This window comes from Plantactinospora alkalitolerans, assembly GCF_015690345.1.
Taxonomy (GTDB): Bacteria; Actinomycetota; Actinomycetes; order Mycobacteriales; family Micromonosporaceae; genus Plantactinospora; species Plantactinospora alkalitolerans.
In genome coordinates this window covers 17,664-39,329 of sequence record NZ_JADPUN010000407.1, presented here as the reverse complement: position 1 = coordinate 39,329, position 21,666 = coordinate 17,664, and the positions used below count along the sequence as shown (strand labels likewise).

General features: G+C 68.1%; 29 protein-coding genes. 13 read left to right on the top strand and 16 right to left on the bottom strand.

Features of this window, described 5'->3' with window-relative positions; all coding sequences use genetic code 11:
• Positions 1 to 233 precede the first annotated feature (233 nt).
• The gene (locus I0C86_RS39745; protein WP_196206474.1) at positions 234 to 590 is read right to left on the bottom strand and encodes an MDR/zinc-dependent alcohol dehydrogenase-like family protein; all 357 of its coding nucleotides are present in this window, start codon (positions 588 to 590) and stop codon (positions 234 to 236) included.
• Positions 591 to 794: 204 nt separating this feature from the next.
• Here I0C86_RS39745 and I0C86_RS39740 point away from each other — a divergent pair, with 204 nt between their 5' ends.
• Together I0C86_RS39740 and I0C86_RS39735 are read left to right on the top strand one after the other, a co-directional pair.
• Complete coding sequence (locus I0C86_RS39740; protein ID WP_323374142.1) at positions 795 to 1,478, top strand: TMEM175 family protein; 684 nt, start codon at positions 795 to 797, stop codon at positions 1,476 to 1,478.
• Between the two features lie 254 nt (positions 1,479 to 1,732).
• Positions 1,733 to 1,888, top strand: coding sequence for a hypothetical protein (locus I0C86_RS39735; protein WP_196206473.1), 156 nt, complete (start codon positions 1,733 to 1,735; stop codon positions 1,886 to 1,888).
• Between the two features lie 2 nt (positions 1,889 to 1,890).
• Here I0C86_RS39735 and I0C86_RS39730 read toward each other — a convergent pair whose 3' ends face one another.
• A complete protein-coding gene (locus tag I0C86_RS39730) occupies positions 1,891 to 2,733 on the bottom strand; it encodes an aldo/keto reductase (protein ID WP_196206472.1) in 843 nt (280 codons plus the stop codon).
• Positions 2,734 to 2,973: 240 nt separating this feature from the next.
• Between I0C86_RS39730 and I0C86_RS39725 the strand changes: the two genes are divergently transcribed.
• Positions 2,974 to 3,555, top strand: coding sequence for a type 1 glutamine amidotransferase domain-containing protein (locus I0C86_RS39725; protein WP_196206471.1), 582 nt, complete (start codon positions 2,974 to 2,976; stop codon positions 3,553 to 3,555).
• Positions 3,556 to 3,742: 187 nt separating this feature from the next.
• Here the strand turns inward: I0C86_RS39725 and I0C86_RS45305 are convergent, their stop codons facing one another.
• Together I0C86_RS45305 and I0C86_RS39715 are read right to left on the bottom strand one after the other, a co-directional pair.
• Positions 3,743 to 4,141 carry a hypothetical protein gene (locus tag I0C86_RS45305; protein WP_196206470.1) on the bottom strand — a complete coding sequence of 133 codons (399 nt, stop codon included), beginning with the start codon at positions 4,139 to 4,141 and terminating at the stop codon, positions 3,743 to 3,745.
• Between the two features lie 52 nt (positions 4,142 to 4,193).
• The gene (locus I0C86_RS39715; RefSeq protein WP_196206469.1) at positions 4,194 to 5,801 is read right to left on the bottom strand and encodes an alpha/beta hydrolase fold domain-containing protein; all 1,608 of its coding nucleotides are present in this window, start codon (positions 5,799 to 5,801) and stop codon (positions 4,194 to 4,196) included.
• Between the two features lie 259 nt (positions 5,802 to 6,060).
• Here I0C86_RS39715 and I0C86_RS39710 point away from each other — a divergent pair, with 259 nt between their 5' ends.
• Entirely contained in the window at positions 6,061 to 7,071 is a 1,011-nt protein-coding gene (locus I0C86_RS39710; protein ID WP_196206468.1) for a mechanosensitive ion channel family protein, read from the top strand.
• A gap of 504 nt (positions 7,072 to 7,575) precedes the next feature.
• On the opposite strand, the gene I0C86_RS39705 is transcribed toward I0C86_RS39710, so the two are convergent.
• Positions 7,576 to 8,751: a hypothetical protein gene (locus tag I0C86_RS39705; protein ID WP_196206467.1), complete on the bottom strand. Its 1,176-nt coding sequence runs from the start codon at positions 8,749 to 8,751 to the stop codon at positions 7,576 to 7,578.
• A gap of 2 nt (positions 8,752 to 8,753) precedes the next feature.
• Complete coding sequence (locus I0C86_RS39700) at positions 8,754 to 9,269, bottom strand: SigE family RNA polymerase sigma factor (RefSeq protein WP_196206466.1); 516 nt, start codon at positions 9,267 to 9,269, stop codon at positions 8,754 to 8,756.
• Between the two features lie 335 nt (positions 9,270 to 9,604).
• On the opposite strand from I0C86_RS39700, the gene I0C86_RS39695 reads away from it, so the two are divergent.
• Genes I0C86_RS39695 through I0C86_RS39685 form a run of 3 tightly spaced genes read left to right on the top strand, consistent with a single transcriptional unit; the run spans position 9,605 to position 13,046 of the window.
• Complete coding sequence (locus tag I0C86_RS39695; protein ID WP_196206465.1) at positions 9,605 to 10,129, top strand: PadR family transcriptional regulator; 525 nt, start codon at positions 9,605 to 9,607, stop codon at positions 10,127 to 10,129.
• Entirely contained in the window at positions 10,126 to 10,854 is a 729-nt protein-coding gene (locus I0C86_RS39690; RefSeq protein ID WP_196206464.1) for an ABC transporter ATP-binding protein, read from the top strand. Before I0C86_RS39695 ends, I0C86_RS39690 begins: the two co-directional genes overlap by 4 nt.
• On the top strand, positions 10,851 to 13,046 hold the full coding sequence (locus I0C86_RS39685) for an FtsX-like permease family protein (RefSeq protein WP_196206463.1): 2,196 nt from the start codon (positions 10,851 to 10,853) through the stop codon (positions 13,044 to 13,046). The genes I0C86_RS39690 and I0C86_RS39685 overlap by 4 nt, the downstream gene beginning before the upstream one ends.
• 53 nt (positions 13,047 to 13,099) lie before the next feature.
• On the opposite strand, the gene I0C86_RS44185 is transcribed toward I0C86_RS39685, so the two are convergent.
• A complete protein-coding gene (locus tag I0C86_RS44185; RefSeq protein WP_230395568.1) occupies positions 13,100 to 13,321 on the bottom strand; it encodes a recombinase family protein in 222 nt (73 codons plus the stop codon).
• 1,140 nt (positions 13,322 to 14,461) lie between these two features.
• Between I0C86_RS44185 and I0C86_RS44180 the strand changes: the two genes are divergently transcribed.
• A complete protein-coding gene (locus tag I0C86_RS44180; RefSeq protein ID WP_230395567.1) occupies positions 14,462 to 14,764 on the top strand; it encodes a hypothetical protein in 303 nt (100 codons plus the stop codon).
• Complete coding sequence (locus I0C86_RS45670) at positions 14,674 to 15,066, top strand: transposase (RefSeq protein WP_407676403.1); 393 nt, start codon at positions 14,674 to 14,676, stop codon at positions 15,064 to 15,066. The genes I0C86_RS44180 and I0C86_RS45670 overlap by 91 nt, the downstream gene beginning before the upstream one ends.
• On the opposite strand, the gene I0C86_RS39670 is transcribed toward I0C86_RS45670, so the two are convergent.
• The gene (locus tag I0C86_RS39670) at positions 15,020 to 15,331 is read right to left on the bottom strand and encodes a transposase (protein ID WP_196206461.1); all 312 of its coding nucleotides are present in this window, start codon (positions 15,329 to 15,331) and stop codon (positions 15,020 to 15,022) included. The genes I0C86_RS45670 and I0C86_RS39670 overlap by 47 nt on opposite strands.
• Positions 15,332 to 15,454: 123 nt before the next feature.
• Between I0C86_RS39670 and I0C86_RS39665 the strand changes: the two genes are divergently transcribed.
• On the top strand, positions 15,455 to 15,823 hold the full coding sequence (locus I0C86_RS39665; protein ID WP_196206460.1) for a hypothetical protein: 369 nt from the start codon (positions 15,455 to 15,457) through the stop codon (positions 15,821 to 15,823).
• On the opposite strand, the gene I0C86_RS39660 is transcribed toward I0C86_RS39665, so the two are convergent.
• From I0C86_RS39660 to I0C86_RS39640, 5 genes are all read right to left on the bottom strand, one after another.
• Positions 15,810 to 16,193 (bottom strand): hypothetical protein, encoded by a 384-nt coding sequence (locus I0C86_RS39660; protein ID WP_196206459.1) that lies wholly within the window; start codon positions 16,191 to 16,193, stop codon positions 15,810 to 15,812. The two genes, I0C86_RS39665 and I0C86_RS39660, sit on opposite strands and share 14 nt — an antisense overlap.
• Positions 16,190 to 16,465, bottom strand: coding sequence for a hypothetical protein (locus I0C86_RS39655; RefSeq protein ID WP_230395566.1), 276 nt, complete (start codon positions 16,463 to 16,465; stop codon positions 16,190 to 16,192). Before I0C86_RS39655 ends, I0C86_RS39660 begins: the two co-directional genes overlap by 4 nt.
• A 95-nt stretch (positions 16,466 to 16,560) precedes the next feature.
• On the bottom strand, positions 16,561 to 16,776 hold the full coding sequence (locus I0C86_RS39650; protein WP_196206458.1) for an MbtH family NRPS accessory protein: 216 nt from the start codon (positions 16,774 to 16,776) through the stop codon (positions 16,561 to 16,563).
• 61 nt (positions 16,777 to 16,837) lie between these two features.
• Positions 16,838 to 17,221, bottom strand: a complete 384-nt coding sequence (locus I0C86_RS39645) for a VOC family protein (RefSeq protein WP_196206457.1) — start codon at positions 17,219 to 17,221, stop codon at positions 16,838 to 16,840.
• Positions 17,222 to 17,234: 13 nt separating this feature from the next.
• Entirely contained in the window at positions 17,235 to 17,561 is a 327-nt protein-coding gene (locus tag I0C86_RS39640; RefSeq protein WP_196206456.1) for a hypothetical protein, read from the bottom strand.
• A 448-nt stretch (positions 17,562 to 18,009) separates the two neighbouring features.
• On the opposite strand from I0C86_RS39640, the gene I0C86_RS39635 reads away from it, so the two are divergent.
• Complete coding sequence (locus tag I0C86_RS39635; RefSeq protein WP_196206455.1) at positions 18,010 to 18,312, top strand: hypothetical protein; 303 nt, start codon at positions 18,010 to 18,012, stop codon at positions 18,310 to 18,312.
• Between the two features lie 199 nt (positions 18,313 to 18,511).
• Here I0C86_RS39635 and I0C86_RS39630 read toward each other — a convergent pair whose 3' ends face one another.
• Entirely contained in the window at positions 18,512 to 18,961 is a 450-nt protein-coding gene (locus I0C86_RS39630; protein ID WP_196206454.1) for a MarR family winged helix-turn-helix transcriptional regulator, read from the bottom strand.
• A 77-nt stretch (positions 18,962 to 19,038) separates the two neighbouring features.
• Here I0C86_RS39630 and I0C86_RS39625 point away from each other — a divergent pair, with 77 nt between their 5' ends.
• A complete protein-coding gene (locus I0C86_RS39625) occupies positions 19,039 to 19,797 on the top strand; it encodes an SDR family NAD(P)-dependent oxidoreductase (RefSeq protein ID WP_196206453.1) in 759 nt (252 codons plus the stop codon).
• A 137-nt stretch (positions 19,798 to 19,934) separates the two neighbouring features.
• Here the strand turns inward: I0C86_RS39625 and I0C86_RS39620 are convergent, their stop codons facing one another.
• Entirely contained in the window at positions 19,935 to 20,252 is a 318-nt protein-coding gene (locus tag I0C86_RS39620; protein ID WP_196206479.1) for a winged helix-turn-helix transcriptional regulator, read from the bottom strand.
• Positions 20,253 to 20,366: 114 nt separating this feature from the next.
• On the opposite strand from I0C86_RS39620, the gene I0C86_RS39615 reads away from it, so the two are divergent.
• Positions 20,367 to 20,780 (top strand): YybH family protein, encoded by a 414-nt coding sequence (locus tag I0C86_RS39615; RefSeq protein ID WP_196206452.1) that lies wholly within the window; start codon positions 20,367 to 20,369, stop codon positions 20,778 to 20,780.
• Between the two features lie 206 nt (positions 20,781 to 20,986).
• On the opposite strand, the gene I0C86_RS39610 is transcribed toward I0C86_RS39615, so the two are convergent.
• A complete protein-coding gene (locus I0C86_RS39610; RefSeq protein WP_196206451.1) occupies positions 20,987 to 21,505 on the bottom strand; it encodes a polyketide cyclase in 519 nt (172 codons plus the stop codon).
• Positions 21,506 to 21,666 lie beyond the last annotated feature (161 nt).

The window sequence follows — 21,666 nt, the reverse complement described above, 5'->3', positions numbered from 1 at the left end:
GAAGGGATGCTGTCGGGCGCGGAACGCAAGAGCTGCTGGTCCCGGCGGAATGGGCGGGTCACGACGATCCGCAGGCGATGCCGCGGCTGCCTACGGCGGTGTGGGAGAACGAGAAAGCCATGGCCGGTACCGCCTGCGGCTCGTGCGGCGGCGACCTTCCTCGGGTAACCAACCCGAGGGAGGCGGCACCCACACCGGGTACCGCCTCCGCGTCTCATGCGGCCAAATCGTCGTCAACGTCCGCCGTCCGGGTGCAGCAGCACCTTGGTCCAGCCATCAGCGCGGACATCGAAGTTCCGATACCCCTCCGGTGCCTGGTCCAGCTTCAGCTCGTGCGACACCAGAAAAGAGGGTTCGGCCTTGTGGTTCGCGATGAGGTTCATCAACTGCCGGTTGTAGTTCTTCACGTTGCACTGACCGGTGCCCATGCTCTGCCCCTTGAACCAGAACATGCCGTAGTCGAACGGCGCCTTCCCCTGCTTCTGTAGATCCGTGCGCCCGTCGTACAGGTGCAGGTCGGATCCGCAGATGTTCGTCGTCGTGATGCGTACCAGGGCGTCCGTCGGTCGCTCGATCCTGGCGTCCGGCACCTCCTAGACGCTGACCATCCGTGGCCCGTCGTACACGACCGTTTTCATCCACTACCCCGTGTGAAGATTCCGCCCTGCGGCGACTCCGAGACCGTCTGGCGGTCGAATTCTTGCAATCCGCTTCGCCCCAGACCTCGCGATTCGCACTATTGGTTCGGTTGCGCGGAGCTGGTTACCGTGGCCGTCGGTGGGTAGCCACCAGCCGTGAACAGGCCAACCGACGACATGGGCACCCGGTCGGACACCAGCCGTGCCATAGCGTTCAGCGATGCCGTCTTCGCCATCATCATCACGCTGCTCGTGCTGGATCTCCGGGTGCCAGACGTATCGCCCGGTCACCTGCTGTCGGGGCTGCTGGGGCAGTGGCCGAGTTACCTCGCCTATCTCGCCTCGTACGCCTACGTCGCCATCGTCTGGCTGAACCACAAGGGTTCGTTCAATCGCGTCAAGGAAAGTGATCGGGGCCTGCACTGGGTGAACCTCCTCGTCCTGTTCAGCACCGCGCTGCTGCCGTTCCCGACCGCCGTCGTCTCGCACGCGCTTCAAGAGCACGACCAGCAGGACCAACGCGTGGCCGTCGCCTTCTACTCGCTGATCGGCGCGCTGCTCTGCGCCAGCTGGCTGGCGTTCTTCCATTACCTGGCTCGGCGCCAGGACCTGCTCGAAGAGAAGGTGAGTGAACGGCATTTTCCCGCCGAGCGGCTGCGGGCACTCGTCGGGGTCATCCTCTATGTCGCCGCAGGGCTCATCGGGTACCTGGTCGCACCGCTCGCCGGCCTGGTGATCTTCGTCCTGCTGCCGGTCTTCTACGCCGTCACCAGCGCCGGTCTGTACCAGGTGCCTCTCATCCGCCGGCTCGCGCGTCGCCCCCCGCCATCGGGGAGCTGACGGTCAGGCGACCGGCTCGAAGACGGCGCGGGAGCTGATCACCCGCAAACGGGCTGAGATCGTGTGCGGTGTTCGCCGACGAGCCGCTGCTGGGATGTCACGGTCGGCGGCCGACCCGTGCTCAAGCTGTTGACCGCCAAGGCCACCTGTCGGACCCAGAGCAGGTCTTCCCTGATCGGGGGCCGGGACAGCGGTGACGTCGGGCTACGCGACGAGCCGCCACCGGGCAACCGCCGACCGCTGCTGACCCGGCCATGGCGACGGCCGTCGAGTTGGCCCGGGCCAACCCCCCGGGAGGGGTGCGCGAGCGTTACACCACCGTCAGCCCGCCGCTCACCGCCCTGCACCGCCGGATCGCCGATCGGACGGCGCCGACCTCGACCGGCGCCGTCTGCCGAAACGGTCGGTGACGCTACAACATCTCCAGCGGTTGTGGGCTGACCGGCCGCGGGAACGCCGTGTCGAGTGCCGCCACGTCCTCGTCAGTCAGATGCAGGTTGCGCGCGTCCGCGTTCTCCCGGGTGTGTTCGGGCTTGGACGATCGGGGGATGGCCGCGACCATCTCCTGCCGCAGCAGCCAGGCCAGCGCCACTTGAGCGGGCGTGGCCCCGTGCCGGGCGGCGACCTCCGCGACCTGGGGGTGGCCGAGCAGTCGGCCCTGCTCGATCGGCGAGTACGCCATCACCGGGATTCGGTGCTCGCGTAGCCACGGCAGGAGGTCGTACTCGGGACCACGGCGGGTGAGGTTGTACAGGATCTGATTGGTCGCGCAGGAAGTCCCGCCCGCCTCGAGTAGCTCCGTCATGTCGGAGAGATCGAAGTTGCTCACACCCCACTGCCCGATGTCACCGGCGCCGACGAGTTCTGCGAACGCCTCGATCGTCTCGTCGAGTGGATGCGTGCCGCGCCAGTGCAGCAGGTAGAGGTCGATGTGGTCGACGCCGAGTCGTTGCAGGCTGCGGCGGCAGGCCTGCACTGTTCCCCGTCGGCTGGCATTGGACGGCAGCACCTTGTCGACGAGAAAGACGTCGGCGCGTCGTCCGATGATCGCCTCGCCGACGAGTTCCTCGGAAGCGCCGTCACCGTACATCTCCGCAGTGTCGATCACGGTCATGCCCAGGCCGAGCCCGGCGCGTAGGGCGGCTATCTCGTCTCGCCGCCTCGCGGGGCGCTCGCCGAGGTACCAGGTTCCCTGGCCGAGAACGGGCATCGTCTGGCCGGACGGCAGCTCGATCACGTCGGCAGCGAGGGTCATGAGGGCCTTTCCGGGAGCCCGGGATACCAGGGTCTCGGCTGCGTTACCCGCTGCGACAGGCGGCACACCCTCGTAGCGCGACCTCTCCACCCAGACCCGTCGGTGTGCAGCGGGCATGTGGCCCGATTGTCCGCCCTCGAGCGGTGTTTGCTGGCCTGTTTGCCGGTGCCCGCACCGGGAAGGCGACCGCGAGCGAGCGATGCGCCGCCGACGGGGCGGCGCCACGAAGGGAGCCGCAAAATGGCGCAGAGCCAGCAGCCACTGACCGGCAAGCGAGTCGCTTGTCTCGCCGCCGACGGGGTGGAGGACGTGGAGTACACCCAGTCCCGGGCCGCCGCGGAGCAGGCGGGGGCGGAGGTTCACCTGATCTCGTTGAAATCCGGCGAGATCCAGTCGATGAACCAGGACATCGATCCCGCCAACCGCTATCGGGTGGACCGGACCGTGAACGAGGCCGACGCGGCCGACTACGATGCGCTGTTGCTGCCAGGCGGGACGGTCAACCCCGACCGGCTCCGGATGAACCCGCAGGCGATGGACTTCGTCCGGGCGTTCTTCCAGCAACAGAAGCCGGTGGCGGCGATCTGCCACGGCCCCTGGTCGTTGGTCGAGACCGGGATCGTCAACGGCCGGACCGTCACCTCGTTCCCCAGCCTGCGCACCGACATCCGCAACGCGGGTGGGACCTGGGTGGACCAACAGGTGCAGGTCGACAACGGCCTGGTCACCAGCCGCAGCCCCAGCGACCTCCCGGCCTTCTGCGCCAAGATGGTCGAGGAGTTCGCCGAGGGCAAACACATCCGCCAGATGGCGACAGCCTGACCCGGTGGGACCCAGAGCCGGGAGGATCAGCCCGGCCCTGAGCCCTCGCCCGGCGGGTATCCCGCCAACCGCAACGGGCTTGCGCCGAGCAGTGATATTGGCTCGGCACCGGATGCAGAGTCGTACCGTGTCGGCGTGGGCCGCCCCGACCATCGCCCGTACCACAATCCAACAATGAATCAACGACTCAGGACACTGGGGGCCGAGGCGGCCAGACTGCGACCCTCGGCGCCATCGCCATCGCCATCGCCATCGCCATCGCCATCGCCATCGCCATCGCCATCGACTTGGACCACGATGTCCCGTGGACCGTCCTCGCCGACTCGGAAGGCAACGAGTCCTGCCTCCTCGCCCTAGGCTGACCCAAAACGGCGATGCCGGCAGCGAGGAGGTTCCGCCGGACCTGCACCAGATCAACGCCGGGCGGCATGGACTCCTGCGCGATCACGGTCACGGGTGTGTCGCGATGCGCATGCTTGCCGAAGTACCGGTCGCCGACGATGCCCAGCCCCACCCGGATCCGGACCTCCTCGACCAGTTCGCCCGACAGCGCCGGCGCCGAACCGTCCGCGAGCCGGCGACACACCGTTGTACGGGCGAGGCCAGCAGCTGGACGATCCACGACATGGCAGCCAGCGTCACCCGATGACCTTGGGCGCTCGCATCGGTGCACCATCCAACGGATGTGCGGCCGGGGCCTCCCCGAACGCCTGGCGCAGGTGCAGGGCGACCTCCTCTTGGGCGTGCCCGGCCTTGTCCAGCACCGCGGCAAGGCCGAAGAAGTCGTGCATCACTGCCCCGTAACGGACCGACGTGGCCCGCACGCCGGCGGCCTCCAAGCGGGCGCACCACTCGTCACCCTGGCTCTGCAGCACGTCACGGTCGGTGGTGACGGTCAGTGTCGGCGGCAGACCGGCGAGGCCCTGCGCGGAGAGCCTGAGCAGATCGACCCTGGGGTCCTTCAGACTGTCCGTCACGCCAAGGAAGGCGTGCATCATCATCCAGGACAGCAGTGGACGATTCAGCGGTCGTGCGTCTGCGGCGTCCCGCATGGACGCGCCGTACTGGGCGGTGGTGGTCAGCGGACATACGAGCACCTGCGCCACGGGCAATGGCTCACCTGCCTGCTTGAGCTGACCGCAGGTCGCGGCTGCCATGTTCGCCCCGACGCCCTCGCCACCGATGGCGATGCGTGACGGGTCGCCGCCGAGGCCGGTGGCGTTGGTCCGGAGCCACCGGTAGGTGGCCAGCACGTCCTCGTGAGCGGCCGGGAACACGTGCTCGGGAGCCTTGCGATACTCCGGCGACACCACGATCGCGCCCGTCCGGTTGACCAGGGCGCGGCAGGACGCGTCATAGTCGTCGTTCGTGAACAGGACCCAACCGCCACCGTGCACCCACATCACGATGGGCACCGGATCGGAGGTCTGGCCGAGCGGCTTGTAGACGCGTACGACCAGATCACCACCCGGGCCGGGTACGGTGACGTCCGCTGCCGATCCGACCTCCTCGGGGTCCGTCGGCCGCCCGTCCTGCTGCAGGATCTCTATCGCCGTGTCGGCGAGGCTCGGCTGCTGGCGGGCCTGCTCGAGGGTGAGGAGTTCGTACGGGGCCAGTACCAGTCGGGACCAGGTGTCGAGGATCCGCTGGGCCTGGGTGTCGAGCAGCCAGGAGGCGTCGGTCGACAGGACGTTGCTGCGTCCGGACACCCGGTCGCGTACCTTGTCCATGAACCCGGCGCCCACGTGCATGAGCCTGCGACGGCGTCCGGTCGGCGGGACGGTGGGATGCGAGCGGACCGGGACCGACCGCTTGGCGGCGAGGTACCGCTCGCCGAGCCGACCCATCTCCTCCGCGCCCACCGCCCGACGCAGCGCCGGCAGGAACTCCCGTTCCTCCTTCTCGATGTGGTGCCGGATACCGCCGATGAGCTTGTTCAGCGCCCGCTCGAATTCGCGGCTGCCAGGATCCGCATGGTCAAGCAGGACGAGCAGCCTCTTGAGGGCCTGGTGCTCGTCCCGCCCCTCCTCGGCATCCACGGCGGCGCCGATCTCGGCCAACGCCGGATACAACACCTCCTCCTCGGCGTGGGCGTGCAGGGCGCGGCCGTAACTCACCTGGTCGACCAGCATGCGTCGGTCACCACGTCCGGCCCCGAGGTGCTCGAAGAGGCGGTTCGCCACCACGTGCTCGTCGGCGATCAGGTGGTCGAGGTCGCCCGGCAAGGTCGCGTACGGCAGCGTCATCGGACACCTCCTCCTTTACACCTACCGCAACCGGCACCGCCTTCGCGGCATAACCTGGCATGTCACCAGGAACCCGAACCGGCGGGTCGAGGGAAGCCGACGTCGCCGGGTTCTCGGCGAGATCGTCCAGTACCTTCCTGCCGTCTGCCTTTCTCGATATCCGTGGTTCGCCACCGGATCTGCTGGCACCCTGAACCCCGGGGAGCGGCGGTCGCGAGCCTGGGAGAGGCGGCGTCGGGATCACGGTGGACGACTTCTGATGCGTACCGCGTTGATCGTGTTGGCCGCGCTGGCCGCAGCCGTGGTCGTGGACCTGGTCTCCGGTGTGCTGGTCCGCCGGGTTGCCCGTGGCCGCTACAAGTGGCTGCTGGAGCCGCTGCGGCACGCCTGCCGCCGCCCGGCAGCCACGGTTCTGCTGGTCGGGGCGCTGTACTACGCGCTGCCACCCGAACCGGCCGGTTGGCAGCGTTATCTGCGGCACTCCATCCTGTTGATCCTGATTGCCGTCGCTGCGTGGCTGGTGATCAAGGCACTGCACGTTGCCGAAGCAGTCACGTTCAGCCGGCTGCCGACCGATCCGGTCACGAGCCGGCGGGTCCGGCGGGCCCGGACCCAGATCCGTCCGGTGCGGCGGCTCACGGTGGCCGTCGTCACGATCCTCGCGGTCGGCCTGATCATGATCACCTTCCGGCCGGTACGTCTCTTCGGCGTCTCCGTTCTGACCTCGGCCGGGGTGGTCGGCGCGGTGATCGGCCTCTCCGCCCGGACCGCGCTCGGCAACGCGTTCGCCGGCATTCAGGTCGCCTTCGCCGACGGACTGCACGTCGGCGATGTGCTGGTGGTGGACGACGAATGGGGCCGGGTCGAGGAGGTGAAGCTGACCAACGTGGTGATCCGGCTCTGGGACGACCGGTTGCTCATCCTGCCGACCACGTACTTCACCGAGCGGCCGTTCCAGAACTGGACTCGGAACGAGTCACGGGTGATCGGCAAGATCCAGTTACCTGTCGACCACACCGCCGACCTCGATGACCTGCGCCGTGAGGCACGCCGACTGGTCGAGTCCTCATCGCTGTGGGATCGAGACCGATGGGTCCTCGAGATGGTCGACGTCACCCCACAGACCGTTGTCATCCAGGTGCAGGCCTCGGCCGCCGATGGCGCCAGCGCCTGGGACCTGCGCTGCGACCTGCGCGAGGGACTGATCCGCTACCTGCGCGACCAGCATCCCCAGTGGCTGCCTCGTACCCGCAGTGAGTACCAGCCGTGACCGGCGGTTCCCGCGTGGCCGCCCGTGTGCTGATGAATGACGGCGCCTACCGGGGACCAACTGGATCATGCCGACAGGGACGGGCGGCGATGGGCGTCGACCAGGACTGCACCGAGGCGGGGGATGAATTCGCCCAGCTCACCCATACCCGGTTCCAGGGCCAAGCGGGAGTTGCGGGTATGGGTAACTCTGCCCGAAGGCAAGCCGTCGACCACGAGGACGGAGAGTCCTCGCCCGCCATGTGGCACGCCGGTCGATGTTGTGGCCTTCGCGCGAGGCTGGTGGAGGGCCAGCGAATGAAGGCGGGACGTATCCACGATCGGCTGGAAATCGATCGTCGCCAGCGCCGGCGGCACCTGCGGGAGCGCGCTGCTCGGCAACGCGACTCGCGGCCACGTTCGGGCTGACCGCGCCGAGCGCCGGCCAGGTGGACTCGCGGCCACGAGGTCTCCGGATTTTGCCTCTCCTGCTCGTTGAAGCAGAATCCGGAGAGCTCATGCGTCCTCAGCGGACGATCTGCTCGGCCGGCCAGGTCGAAGGATCCTTCATGTCCTTGCTGATCGCCAGGCCGGTCAGGATCTGGCTGGCCGTCGCCTCGTCGTAGCCGGTCACCGTGAGGTCGAGCGGCACCCCGTCGTAGTCGTCAGAGGTGAAGGAGCCCTCGCACACCGTCTGGGTCGGCGGGCATCGGCGTTCGGTCCACAGCACCTTGTGCCCAGCGACGGTGCGGTTGGGCTGCAGCGGCCCTGACGGGGCTCCAACGGCCGGATCGCCTGGCGACCTTGGCGAGGTGACCGGCCGCGAAGTCCCCCCGACCGACACGGTGAAGGTGTTGCCGCGGTCGTCACCCCAGTTCGCCGAGGAGAAGGCGTACGGCTGGTCCGTGGAGATGCCGGCCTGGAGGCCGGCCAGCCGGACGTTGGCCGGGGCCCAGGTCAGCTGGAACGGCACGACAATGCGTTGGGCCTGGTCCAGGCGCAGCGCGGCCACATTCGCCCACAACTCCGTCTCACCGTGCTCCGTCGCCGCGAACATGCCGACCCACAGCCCGTCCACCGGCTGCCACAGCACGCCGAAGTAAGGGAACTTTCCGTCCGGAAAAGTGGCGGCGTAGAGGGTCGCCGGGTTGCCGTCGACTGTCGTGGGAGTACTGGTGGTGTGCGGCGGAACCGGGCTGGACGAACCGGCCGGGATCATCGACACCTTGGAGCCGGAGTTGGCCGTGTCCTCGGCGGGGCCCCGGGAACGACTCACGGTCACGGTCAACCCGCTGCCGGCGCCAATGGTCTCGGCGCCCGCGCCGGTGTTGGTCGAGTAGGACACGTCACCCACCGGCCAGGCCGCTGTCGGCACCGAGAAATGCACCAGGTGCGGGTCGGTACCCACGGCAGAAGGCTGATCCGCCGCGCCTGGTACCCCGTCGGCAGCGGGCATCTGCGGCACCTCATAGGTATCCACAGTCGCGGACGGTCCGCCGACCGGAGTCTCGGTACCTCGCATCTGCGGCACGGCCACGACGCCCGCGGCCACGGCGGCCACGGCGGCGATGCCCATCGCGGCCGCTGCCCGGCGTCGGCGGCGTAGCGCGCGGCGGCCGGCGTCCAGGGCCGTTTCTCTGGTGATGGAGAGCGGCGGCTGGTCCGCCAAGGCTCGTTCGATCAACTCGTGGAGGTCGTTCATGGTCAGCCTCGCTCCTTCGATGCGAGAAATTGGTTCCCCAGCAGATTCCGGAGGGTCTGCAGACCGCGGGCGGCCTGGCTCTTCACGGTTCCCTCGGAGCAGCCGAGCGCCTCTGCGCACTGCTCGATCGACTGGTCCTCCCAGAAGCGCAGCACCACCACGGCCCGTTGCCGCGGCGGTAGCGCGGCGAGCGCGGAGAGCAGCACCATCCGGTCGTCGGCGGCGTCGCTGCTGTCCGCGCCCGGCCGCTCGGGCACCCGGTCGCTGAGCCGTTCCCGGCGGAACCGGGCCAGCCGGCCATTGTCGGCCAGTACTCGCAGGACGATGCGCCGCACGTAGGGCTCCACCGCGTCGACCCGATCCAGTCGTGGCCAGGCCAGATACAGCTTTACCAGCGCACTCTGCACGGTGTCCTCGGCGCGGTGCCAGTCACCACACAGCAGGAAGGCGAAGCCCACCAACGGCGCGGCGCGCGTCGCGACGAAGTCGCCGTACTGTCGCTCAGCCTCGGCCTGCATCCCGTCCCCCTTCTTCGGCCCTGCCGGTATCCACGGGGGCGGCGGCCGGAAAGGTTGCAATCAGCGGAAAACTACGCACAGCAACGGCGCTGCCCGACTCCTGGTGGCGGAACACCACCGAGCCCGACAAGACGATCTACACCATGTTGAAGGCCGACACCATCCCAGCCGACGACCTGCTCAGCCGAAGGTCGAGCGCTCACCGCCGAATCAGATCGACAGGAGGCTCCACCGCAGCATCATCGACGTGAGCTGGGTCCGCCGTTCCGGGTCGTCCGGTGGATCCTTGAATACCAGTAGATTCCGCGTGTAGATACGGCGTGTATAGTGTCGCCGTGGACAACACGACTGCGTTGCTCGGCCTGTTGGGAACAGGTGCGAGCCACGGCTACGACCTGAAGAACAGCTACGACCGCTGGTTCGGCATGAAGAAGCCACTGGCGTTCGGACAGGTGTATTCGACCTTGACGCGGCTGAGCCGTAACGGCTGGGCGGAGATGGTCGGTGAGGAGGCGGGGTCCGGGCCGGACCGCAAGCGGTACGGGATCACCTCGGCGGGCCGCGGTCGTGTCCAGGAGTGGATGTTCACTCCCGAGGTGCCGTCCGAGACGCTGCAGAGCAACCTCTTCGCCAAGACGATCATCGCGCTGCTGCTCGGGGACCCGGCCGGCCGCGTGCTTGACCTGCAACGCGCCCAGCACACGGCTCAGATGCGAGAGCTGACCAGGGAGAAGAAGGGCGCTGCTCTGGAAACGGTGCTGACATGCGATTACGCCTTGTTTCACATCGAGGCGGATCTGCGCTGGATCGATTTGACGGTCTCGCGTCTCTCCCAGCTGCGAGCGGCGGTGGCGGGATGAGCGAGGCGAAAGTGATGGGGTCGCCGTCGCTGTCGGCCGCGGGCGGGTCGGTTCCGCTGCTGCGGGCGCGCGGGCTGCGGCTGTCGTTCGGGTTCACCGAGGCCCTGCGCGGTATCCACGTGGACGTGCACGCCGGGGAGGTCATGGCGATCACCGGGCCGTCCGGCTCGGGCAAGTCCACGCTCCTGCACGTGCTCGCCGGTGTCCTGGTTCCCGATCACGGCACCGTCGAATACAAGCAGGTCCGCCTCACCGCCCTCGACGAGGCGGGCCGCTCACGGTTACGGCTCGGTGAGTTCGGGTTCGTGTTCCAGTACGGCCAGCTCCTACCCGACCTGTCCGCAGTGGACAACGTGACGATTCCCCTGCTGCTGGCCGGCACCAAGCGTCGCGAAGCGCTACGACGGGCCGAGGTATGGCTCGAGCGGCTCGGGGTGGCCGAGCACTCCGGCAAGTTGCCAGCACAACTGTCCGGCGGCCAGGCACAGCGTGTCGCCGTGGCCCGGGCGCTGGCCACCGAGCCGGCCGTCCTGTTCGCCGACGAGCCGACCGGATCACTGGACTCGCTCGCCGCCGAGAACGTGATGCTCGCCCTCACCGAGGCGGCGCGGGCGACCGGCACCACGGTCGTGCTCATCACCCACGACCCGCGCACGGCCGCGTACGCCGACCGGGAACTGATCGTCCGCGACGGGCAGATCACGTTCGGAGGGCCGACCGGATGAGCGTCTTCTCGTTGGCGAGGTTGGTCACGGCCGGCGACCGGGGTGCGCGGATCCGGCTGGCCGGTATGGCCGCGGGTGTCGCGGTCGGCGTCGCGTTGCTGCTGTTGCTGTGGGGCGCATATGACGCGCTCGCGTCCCGCGCCGAACGCTCGACCTGGACCACGCTGAGCGCCGGGGTGTCTCCCCAGCAGGTCAGCGACCCCGCGGCGGCTGCCCCGAGCGATGACACGGTGCTGGCGTCGAGCACCCCGGACTACTTCATGGGACGGACGATCACCCGGATCGACGTCGCCGCGTCGCCAGGCTCGACGGTGGCCGTGCCTGGGGTCGGGCGTGCTCCGCTGGCCGGCACGTACTACGCCTCCCCGGCGCTGGCCGCCCTCATCGACGCCCACCCGGCCGACGAACTCGGCGCCCGCTACGGCACGAGGGCGGGCGTCATCGGTCACGCGGGACTGGCAAGTCCCGACTCGCTGGTCGTCGTGACCGGTACGGCGGCTGGTGACCTGAATCCGTCGCGAGGCGGCAGCGGGGCGGACGAATCCCAGTTCGGCGTCTGGTCCGTCGCGGGGTTCGGTGGTGCGGCGTATCCGAACGTCGCCTACCGTACGGTCGCGATCATCGGCGCGATCGCCATTCTGCTGCCGGTCCTGATCCTCGTCGGGGTGGTCACCCGCCTGGGCGCGGCTGAACGCGCCGAGCGCTTCGCCACGCTACGCCTCATCGGCGCCACACCCCGTCGGGTCGCCGACATCGCGGCCGCCGAGACTGGCGTGACCAGCCTCGCCGGTGCCTTCGCAGGTGCCTTGTCGGCCTGGCTGCTCAGCCCGATCGCCGCGAGGATCGAGGTGGGTGACGGCCGGTTCTTCCGTACGGACCTGACCGTGGCGCCCTTCACCGTGATCGCCGTCGTCGCGGGCGTCGTCGCCGTCTCCACCGCCGTCGCGTGGTGGCGCACCGCCCACGCCGGGATCGGACCGCTCGGCGTCAGCCGCGAGCAGTCCGAACGCCGTCCCGCAGCCTTCGCCGTCGTACCGCTGATCGCTGGGACGACGCTCATGCTCGGCGTCACGCTCACGTCCGTGCTCGGCTCACCGCTCTACGGCGTCGAGATGCTCCTCGTCCTGGGTTTCCTGCTGATCTCGCTCGGGCTGGTGACCTCCGGACCGGTGCTTACGTACTGGGTGGCCCACCTCGCGGCACGCGGAGTCCGGGGCACGGCCGGGGTCATCGCGATGAACCGGATCCGCCAGCACCCGCGGGCCACCTTCCGCGCGGTCAGCGGCCTGGTCGCGGCCGTCTTCATGGTGTCGGTGTTCGCAGCAGCCGTCACCACCGTCACCGCGCAGTCCGCGCAGGCCGACGGCTCCGATCGGCTCGCGAAGTCCACGGTGCTCGCCTATCTTGCTACTCGGCCGACCGAAGCCGACGCGGCGATTACCCAAGCGTCCCGGGTCGCCCACACTCCGGGAGTCACGGTCGCGGCGATCGGTCACCACCACCCCGAAGAGGGAGTCGTCTTCGCCGCGTCCGACGCCGCGCGGCTCGGGCTGCCCGTCCCGGCCGGAGCCGACCATGTGCAAGTCGCCAGCGACTACTTCGAGGGCGGACCGCCGGTCGTCTCCGCGACGGCAGCACCCGACACCGCGCCGGCAATCCTCCTGATCGCCACCGACGGCACGGCGAGCTCGACCGAACGCGCCCGTACGGCAGTTCTCCGCAGCGGAGTTCGACTGGCGCTGCCGCCGGCCACGCGAACCGAGCTGGCGGCGTCAGCACTGCAGACGACGGCGAACCGCTACGCCGGCCTTACCGGCCTTGGCATGCTGGTCGCCACCATCATCTCCGCGGTCTCGCTTGCGGTCTCGACCACCGCCGCCATCCTCGATCGGAAGCGGGTGCTCGGCCTCCTGCGGCTCACGGGCATGCCCGTCTCGACCTTACGGCGCGTCATCCTCGCCGAGACCGCGCTTCCCCTCGCCACGGTCTTCGCCCTCTGCATCGGGCTCGGGTTCCTGGCCGCCTGGTGCGTCGTCGCCGGCCTCACCGAGGGACGCCGTACAGTCTCTTGGCCGGACCGGTCCTACTTCCTCGCCCTCGCCGCGAGTCTCCTGCTCGCCGCCGCCGCGGTGGCCGGAACATTCCGCACGGCGCACAAGAACACCGAAATCTCGGTGACCCGCTACGAGTAGCTCTTCCATCCTGCTCTGCCACCAGCGCCGCGGCCAGCAGGGCGCGAACCGGGCTACTCGCCCACGCGACGCCGGAGGACCTGATCCTGCAGGCGCTCACGAAGAGCGGCTTGCTCGGGAGTCTCCGGCTCGTCGGCCTGCCGGATCCGGGCGGGCTTGGGCCGCAGCGGCAGGTCGTCGTCCCCGGCGACCTGGCCTTCGAGGGTCTTCTCCCGGATGTAGTTGCGCTCGATCTGCCCGGCGACGGCGAGGACGGCGAAGAACATGGCACCCATGCCGTTGGGGTCGTAGATGCCGGTGAGCGGGCCGGTGAGCCACTTCGAGCTGGATACCGCTGGCCTGGAGCTCTTCGACGATCCCCAGGTAGACCGCTCGACCCCGATGCAGGCGCCGTTCGACCATGATGCCGCCCGCAGCTACCAGGACCGGGCGCGTCAGCTCCGCGCCGCCGGACAAACGCATCCAGCTCGCCATCACACGCGACCGCATTGCACCAATCGGCGAAATTTTGCTGTTTGGCGCAGGGCTTGTCACCACCACGCGCTCGCCTACAGAGCCGCCCCGCGGCGCTGGGACTCGCCGACATTGCATAGAGGCGACGCTTGGCAACCGGCTATAAAACTCGCGCTACAAACGAACGTTGGAGCTGGCTGACAGCGCCAAGCGCCCAAGAACGGAGCAGATTAATTGGGGAGTCGGCAGCGGATCAACTCCCACATGAACTGCTCCATACCTGGTCACGCACCGGCCCCGGCTCATTTCAAACGGAAACGCACAGCCGTCTTCCCGGCTATCCGGATGCCGAGATTCCGGGGGTGCCGGTCGAGCTGTGGGTGATGCAGTGCCGGTCGTTTGCCCCGCCCGGGTCGGAGGAGGAGCGGGGGCGGCTGCTGGCCGCGACGGTGAGTGTGGCGGGCTCGGCGGCAAGGCCGATGTCGGCCCGTGGGGCGACGTCGGCGGTGTCGCCGGCGGCACGGCCCGATCTGGAGCGGGCCGATCTGGAGCGGGGTACGGCACGTCCAGGCGGTAAGGCTGCGCGGCCGGCACCGACCCCGCCGGCCGGGTGCCGCCCGGGTCGCCGACGACGAGGACGAGGAGCATAACGAGGCGCTGGACGCCGATGATCCGCCGGACGATGCGGATCCGTCCAAGCCGTTTCGGTGCCGGCCGGCACAGCACGGGTGCCGTTCGGTGAGGCGGAGCAACTGCCGCCGGTGGAGGCCGGGAGGTGTTCCGCCAATACCTGTATGACCTGGCCGATGCCGGTATGACCAGGGTCAGGCAGGGGGAGTTGGGGGAGGTGTTGTACCGGACCGCGTACGGGGCCTCCTGGTTGAAGAAGGTGCTGACCGAGTTCACGCTCGGCAGACTCGGCGGTCAAGGCCCGCACCCAGGCCGTCAACCAGCTCAAGGCCGTGCTCGTACGAGCCGGCCCGACGCTGCGGGAGTCGCTGAACGGCCTCGGTCGCGTCGCGCTGATCCGCGCCTGCGCGACCTTGCCCACCACCACCCAACACAGCACCCACGCGGCGACCAGCACCGTCCTGCGCAGCCTGGCGCGCCGCGTCCTGGCCCTCACCGACGAAACCCGAGCCCTGCAACAGCAGATGAGCACCGCCATCACCGCCTGCGCCCCGCAGCTGCTCGACCAGTACAGCGTCGGCCCGGCACCGCCGCGGCGCTGCTCATCACCCCCGGCGACAACCCCGACCGGCTGACCAACCAGCCCGCGTTCGCCGCCCTCTGCGGCGTCAACCCCATCGAGGCGTCGTCGGGGAAGACCACCCGACACCGTCTCAACCGCGGCGGCGACCGACGCGCCAACAGCGCCCTCTACATCATCGTCCTGACCCGACTCGGCCGCGACCAACGCACCCGCGACTACGCCACCAAACGCTCAATCGAGGGCAAATCCACCAGGGAGATCATCCGCTGTCTGAAACGCTACGTCGCCCGCGAGATCTTCCCCCTCATCACCGCAGCCCTGCCGCCAGCACCAACACCGATCCAGACGAGTTGACAACCGTAGGGGCGTCATCACGCTCCATCGCCAACTCCGCGTTCTCCCGCCGCAGCCGGGCCAGCTCCACCCGCTCGTCCTCGGCCAACTGCCCGGCAGCGGCCCCACCGCGAAGCTCGCGGTCCCTCTTCACCCAGTTGGCCAGGGTTCCGCTATTGATCCCAAGGTCACGGGAGACCTGAGCGATCGACTTACCCGTCTCCCGTACGATCCGCACCGCGCCCGCCTGGACCGCCGGATCGAACTGCCTTCTCGTCTCAGCCATGAACCTCTATCCCTCAAGTTCTGGCCTCCACGCTACGAGGGGAAGGGCATAGATGAGCTTGACCGGCTCGAGGAGGCCAGAAGTGATCAAAACCTTCGCTGGCGTGCCGGCTACACCCTCGCAGTGCTCGACGACCTTTTCCAAGATCCTGACGGGCAGCCCGTCCTCTACCAATGCGGCGCGGAGCACACGACGTGGGAAGGTCGAACCGCAACAATCGAATTGCTGTTCGACCCGATCGGGCACCCACGACTCCCGGAAACTGACGACGAGATCATTGACCGGCTTGTTGCGGCTCAACCGCTCGCGGGCCGCGAGATTACGCTGGTCACTTACGACACTGGCATGGCGACGCGGGCGCGAAAGGCAGGGCTCCGTGTAGTGAAGCCGCCCCGCGACATCGGCCCGGAGCTCGAGCGGCAGCCCAGGCAGCCCGGGCGGCCCAAGCAGCGCGGACAGCAGGACAAGAGGGAGCCAACTAGATCGGAATGACCGGCAGTTCGTCTGGGTTCCCGTACGCGTCCGGCTGGGCAGTGAGCACGTATCCGTCGGAGTCGACCGCCAGTAGCAGTGCGGCGGCGGCGTCGACCTGCCCCAGATCCCGGGCGAGGCCAGCGAGCGCCAGCCAGTCGTCCGGGTTCGTGTCGACGACCACAACGCTGGGATGTCCGGCGAGGAGGCTCACCGTGGGGAGCTGGTCGTCAGGGACCTGTCGGTACGCCTCGGCGAGACAGGCGACGGGGAGGGCAACGACGGCGTCTTCCTCGCCAACCATGGTGATCGCTTCACCGACGGCTATCGAGGCTCCGGCGTAGGCGGTGATGGCGGTGGTGTCGAGAACGACCTGGATGGGCGCGGTCACGCGACGCGGCGCCCGCTTGGGCGACCCATTCGCTCACGCAACTGCTGTCGCCGTTCGGGGGTCCATTTGGCGTCGGCTTCGGCGAGGCGTGCACGGGCTCTCGCGACGCCTTCGTCAGTGATGTTGAAGCCTTGGTCGGCGAGGAGTTGGCGGCCTTGTTCGCGGACCATGCGTTGGCGGATGGCTTCGGCGACGAACGCTGAGGCGTTGGGTTCTTGTTCGAGGCGTTGCGCGACGTCGTCTGGGAGGCTGACCGTCACCCGTTGAGTCATACCTTATAGTGTACGGGATCATACTAGCCGTGAACAGGGCAAGTCCGCCGCGTCGTTCGACAGCCTTGTACCTGCCGAAATGTCATCCAGGCAGGTCAGGCGGGCGATCTGGTCCGGGGCGGTGATCGTTCGGGTAGCGGGGCGAGTGGCCGGGCGTTGGCGACGCCCTGGGCCAGGCAGGCGTCCTTGCCGCCGACGAACCCGACCTGATGCCAGCCGTCCGGCAGCGGGCGCTGCTCGGGCCAGATCGAGTGTTGCTCCTCGTCGTTGCGCACGACCTGGTAGGACTCGTGCTCCACCTGCTCGTCCATCGCTTCCTCCTCGGATGCCGCCGTGCGGACACGCGGCGGACGGACTGGCAGCCGGTGACGGTCAGTCGCGCACGCAGAACTCGTTGCCTTCCGGATCGGCCAGCAACGTCCAGACGTCGAACTCGCTGATCACGGAGGCGCCCAGGCCGACCAGGCGGGCCACCTCGGCGGCTCGGTCGTCGGCCCGCAGGTCGACGTGAACCCGGTTCTTCGTGGTCTTCTTCTCCGGAACGAGCTGGAACCAGAAGCGCGGGCGCACTCCCGGATCCGACTCCACCAGCACGCTCGGATCGTCCTCGGGGTCGTCGATGCCGTTCTCCCGCAGCCGCTTCAGCTCGGCCTCGTCGTACGGGGCCACCCGGTACCCGTCCAGGGCGGCGGCCCAGAAGCGGGCCTGCGCGGCAGGGCGTTCGCAGTCGACGACGACATCGTGCAGTTCTGCCATGATGGGGAGTCTTTCATGTGGACAGATCCGGCACGACGGCTCGCGTGGCGCCGTGCAGCTCCCCGATGCCGGTACGCGGATCGCGGGCGAGCGAGCCCAGCACCAGCCCGTACCGGTCGGTCAGCTCGGCCGCCGTGGCGGCCGGGTAGGCGTCCGTGGCATGGCTCACCGTGCCGTGCAAGCCGTCGGGCCGCCGCTCCCTGGCGAGCGTCAGGTCGAAGTCCGCGTACGCCGTGTCCAGCTCTAGGTCCGGAACAAAGTAGCCGAGATGAGTGCCCGTGTAGTCGCAACCTCGGCGTGGCGGGTTGCTGGCAATCCCACAGCCTGCTCGTTCGGGCATCGCTCTATGAGCGGTCAGGACGGCATCATCCATCCACCGAATACTCCTACAACGGTCATGCCCTCATCGGACCCGAGCGTTGCGGTGTCATGAGCAGGAACAAACGCGGTCGACCCGGTTGCCAATGGCTGCCTGCCGCATTCGGCACTGTCGACCCAGCCGCCACCCGAGATCACCTTAAACCCTTCCATGTCGCCGTTGCCGCTAATCGACACCTCGGAGGCAGGAGGGAGTGCGATGACAGTGACGACTACTCCAACGGGCAGGTCTTGGACCTTCGTGACGATGACTCCGTCGGAGCCTCGTGGGTGCTGACCACTCTGGAGCTGCTGATGAACGGCCCTGGCCATAACCAGATCCTAATGGCCCGCCCCATTGAGCCTGCTACAGCGGCAAGCCCGGTTCTGCCGCGATCCGTGCATTCGAGCACTACCCGCCGGCATCTGCCGTGTTGGCTGCGCATGCTGCTCACCTCGCCAAGCAGCCGCCGACAGCGAACCGATACGTCGATGCCGCGATCATCGCCGACCATCTGACGGCCAAGCCCCCGACCCGGTGCGGCTGCACTACTCAGCAGCGGGACCGCATCGTGCAGCAGTACCTCGCAATACTCGACCGGCCGGATTGGCGCGCCGCGGTCCGTGAGGGTCGTGGCATGAATAGCGATTTCTTCGCCTGGTTCACCGGCCACGTAGCGGCGCGGCTGCGTCTCGGCGCGGTTTCTGACGTCGCCGAGAATGGCGGACGATGAATCGGCGCCACCAGTCGCGCCGCGCGTCCCGGTTCGACGCAGGTGGGCCGCCGGTACGCACATTTGCCGCAGAGCGGGCGCGCCGGACACCGACGTCCCGTCACTCTCCGTACGCCATCGTTCAGTTTGTCAGACGCACGCTCGTGCCGATGAGAGAGTATGTTCCCCTGAATGTCCTCGGCAACGCCTGGCGGTCTTTTCAGTCGGCTTCGATGGCTAGGGTCAGAAGATTCGCGCGTACCTTTTCCAGCAGTTCGACCAACGTGGCTCGTTGATCGGTCGCCATTCCGGCTGTTGCGGTCTCGGCGAGGGTGCGCCAGGCCGATTCGATCTCCGAAATGCCAGTCCGACCTTTGTTGGTCAACACAATACGGGTGGCACGCCGATCGCCCGGCACGGATTTCCTGACGAACCAGCCGCCGTGCTCAAGACGGCTGAGGCTGCGCGTCACCGTCGGCTGCTCCACGCCGAGCCGAGCGGCGACCTCGGAGACCGTCATGCCTTCGGGCTCCTGCCCCAGCATCCACAGCAGGACGTCCTGCCCCGGGTGCAAGGCGAGTCCGGCCAGCACGTCAGCCTGCGCGCTCCGGTACAGCTTGGCCACCTTGACCAGGGCCTTGTTGGTTGCCAGGACTTCCGCGAGTTCCACCTGGGCAGTGTACGAGTTGACGAGGCACCCACCCTTGATCCATAGTCGGCTAACCTATAGCCGACTATGGAGTGGTGATGGAAACCGGTCTGTTGAACAAGGTCGCCCTGGTCACCGGCGCTTCCGGCGCCATCGGCAGAGCCGCCGCACTGCATCTGGCTGCCGAAGGCGCCTCCGTCGCAGCGTCCTGGCATACCAACCGCGACGCCGTCATGGACGTCGTCGACGCCATAACGGAGGCAGGCGGCCATGCCTGCGCCGTTCAACTGGATCACGGCAACCTCGTCACCGTGCAGGGCGTCATCGAGCAGATCACCGAACGTCTCGGGCCGATCTCCGTCCTGATCGCCAACGCCGTACAGTGGCCCTCCTTCGACGCCGATGAGATCGGCGGCCTCACCACGTCGCTGGCCGTCAACACGGTCGGCCCGGCAGCTCTGATCGATGCGGCGTTGCCAGCCATGCGCGCCGCCGGCTGGGGACGCATCGTTGCTGTGTCGACTGACATTGTCGAGCAACCCATGGCAGGTCCGCTCGCCTACGCCACAGCGAAGGGAGCACTCGAAACCGCCGCGCGAGTACTCGCCGTCCGGGAAGCCCGTCACGGCATTCTGACGAACATCGTCCGTCCCGGCTTCACCCTCACCGACAAGGCCTTAAACGCTCCATTTCTAGGCCCAGAAGCGGTCGCGGCAGAATCGGAGAAGACTCCGACCGGCCGCATCTGCACTCCCGAAGACATAGCCACCGCGATCACCTATCTGGCCTCGGCAGCCAATGGCCACATCAACGGGCAGACGCTGTCACTGGCCGGCGGCCGCGAACTCGTGCGCTAACCCACACGCACTGTCATGCCGCAGGTCGTGCGCGCCAGCCAGCCGGGAGCCGTCACGCCCCGTGGCCGGCCTCTCGCGCCGGCCGATGTCCGCAACCGCCGAATTGAGGACGTCGCTCGATGTCCCGGCGGCCCTACTCAAGCGCCGCTGCGGCCGTGATGCGCTGAGGTTTCACGTAGAAGCGCATCACCGGTCCGGTAAAGCTCGATCAGTAACGGCTTAAGCATCTGACCGGCGGCGGTGAGTCGGTAGACGGTGTGAGACGGGAAGCCCTTCTGGCGGCGGCACTCGACCAGATCGTCCGATGTCAGCCTGGCCAGCCTTTCGCTCAAGACCTTCGCGCTCAGCGCTGGCAACGCTGCCCGCAACTGGCCGAACGAGCGGGGTCCATGCATCAGCTCTCGCAACAGGAGCGTCGCCCACCGGCCGCTGACGGCGGCGAGCGCCACTTCCACGGGGCAGGTTGGCTCGGGCTGTCTTGTCTCACCGCGGGTGTCCGGGACCAGATCGCGATCCCAGCCGCTGCTTACCGCTTGGTTACCTGCGGCGGGCTCGGTTTGACTGACCGCATGACCTCCGACTTCACCATCCACCCTGACAGTGTCGCCCTGACCGACGACGCCAGCCAACACCCCTGGATCTTCGCTCAAGCCTTCAACGCCGGTAATGCCGCTGCGGTCGAGCAGGTCTACGAACCCGAGGGTGTCTTCGTCGCCGCGCCGGGCCAACCTGTCAACGGCGCTGCCAGGGCGGCGGCCAACCAACGCTTCCTCGATCTTGGCCTGCCGATCGACATTCGTCCACGGCACGTCTACGTGGCCGACGACATCGCCCTGCTGATCGTCGACTGGACGATCGACGGCCAGGGCGCCGATGGGCAGCATGTGCACCTAGAAGGCACCGCCACCGACGTGGCACGCCGTGGCCCCGATGGCTGCTGGCGGTACGTCATCGACAATCCATTTGGTACAGCAGGGGTGTAGGCCGACGTCGTCGGTTCGGGTGGGAACGCTCGACAACAACAGGTCGACCGCAGTCTCAACGTCTCGGCGCCTTGACACAACGCCGCGACCCAACGCCCTGTCATGCCGCCGACCGGGCACGTCGGCGCTGGCGCCCCACCACTCTCCGTGCGCCGTCCTACAACTTGTCGGACGCACGTTCGTGCCGATGAGCGCGCACCTGATCTTTATTCCGTGGCCGGGTCCCGGCGCTGGCGGCGCTCGGCGAGTTGCTTCAGGTTCAGCAACTGCCGTCGAGCCATGACCAGGTCGCCGACGGACAGTCCGGGGGCGGCCCAGCGGGGCCCCTGCATGACGACCTTGAGCAGCAAGCGCGTCCTGTCGTGCTCCTGGGACACAAGGACGTAGGACATGAAGGCACCCATGATGGTGCCCGTCAACTGTTCGCCGGGGTCGACCGAGACGATCCTGCCCAACTTCCGTCCGCCAGTAGCGGTAAATGCTTCTCCGACTTCAGGCTCGGGTAGGCCCACCAACTGCCGAGGTGAGCGGTGGCCGAGGTTGTCGATCCAGTCATAGGAGTACGGCGCAAGCCTCACTTGGGCTACCCACGGCCACACCGCTGCGGCGGGCGCCTCGACCCGCACCCCCCGCCACGCCTGTAGCGCGGGAGAGGTGACGAAGGCGTCGCACGGATAGGAACGCAGTGTCTCGCTGTTAGTCACGCCCCACCGGTCACCCATCATGCGTCCATCTTCCATCGCATCGGCAAATCCCGGGCATCTGATCTGCCGCCGAGCGGTCGCGCTGGACTCCGGCGCCCCGTTACTCTCCGTACGCCATCGTCCAGCTGCCAAACGCGCGCTCGTGTCGATGAGCGGTCACCGTGCGAGGGCGTGGTGGGCTC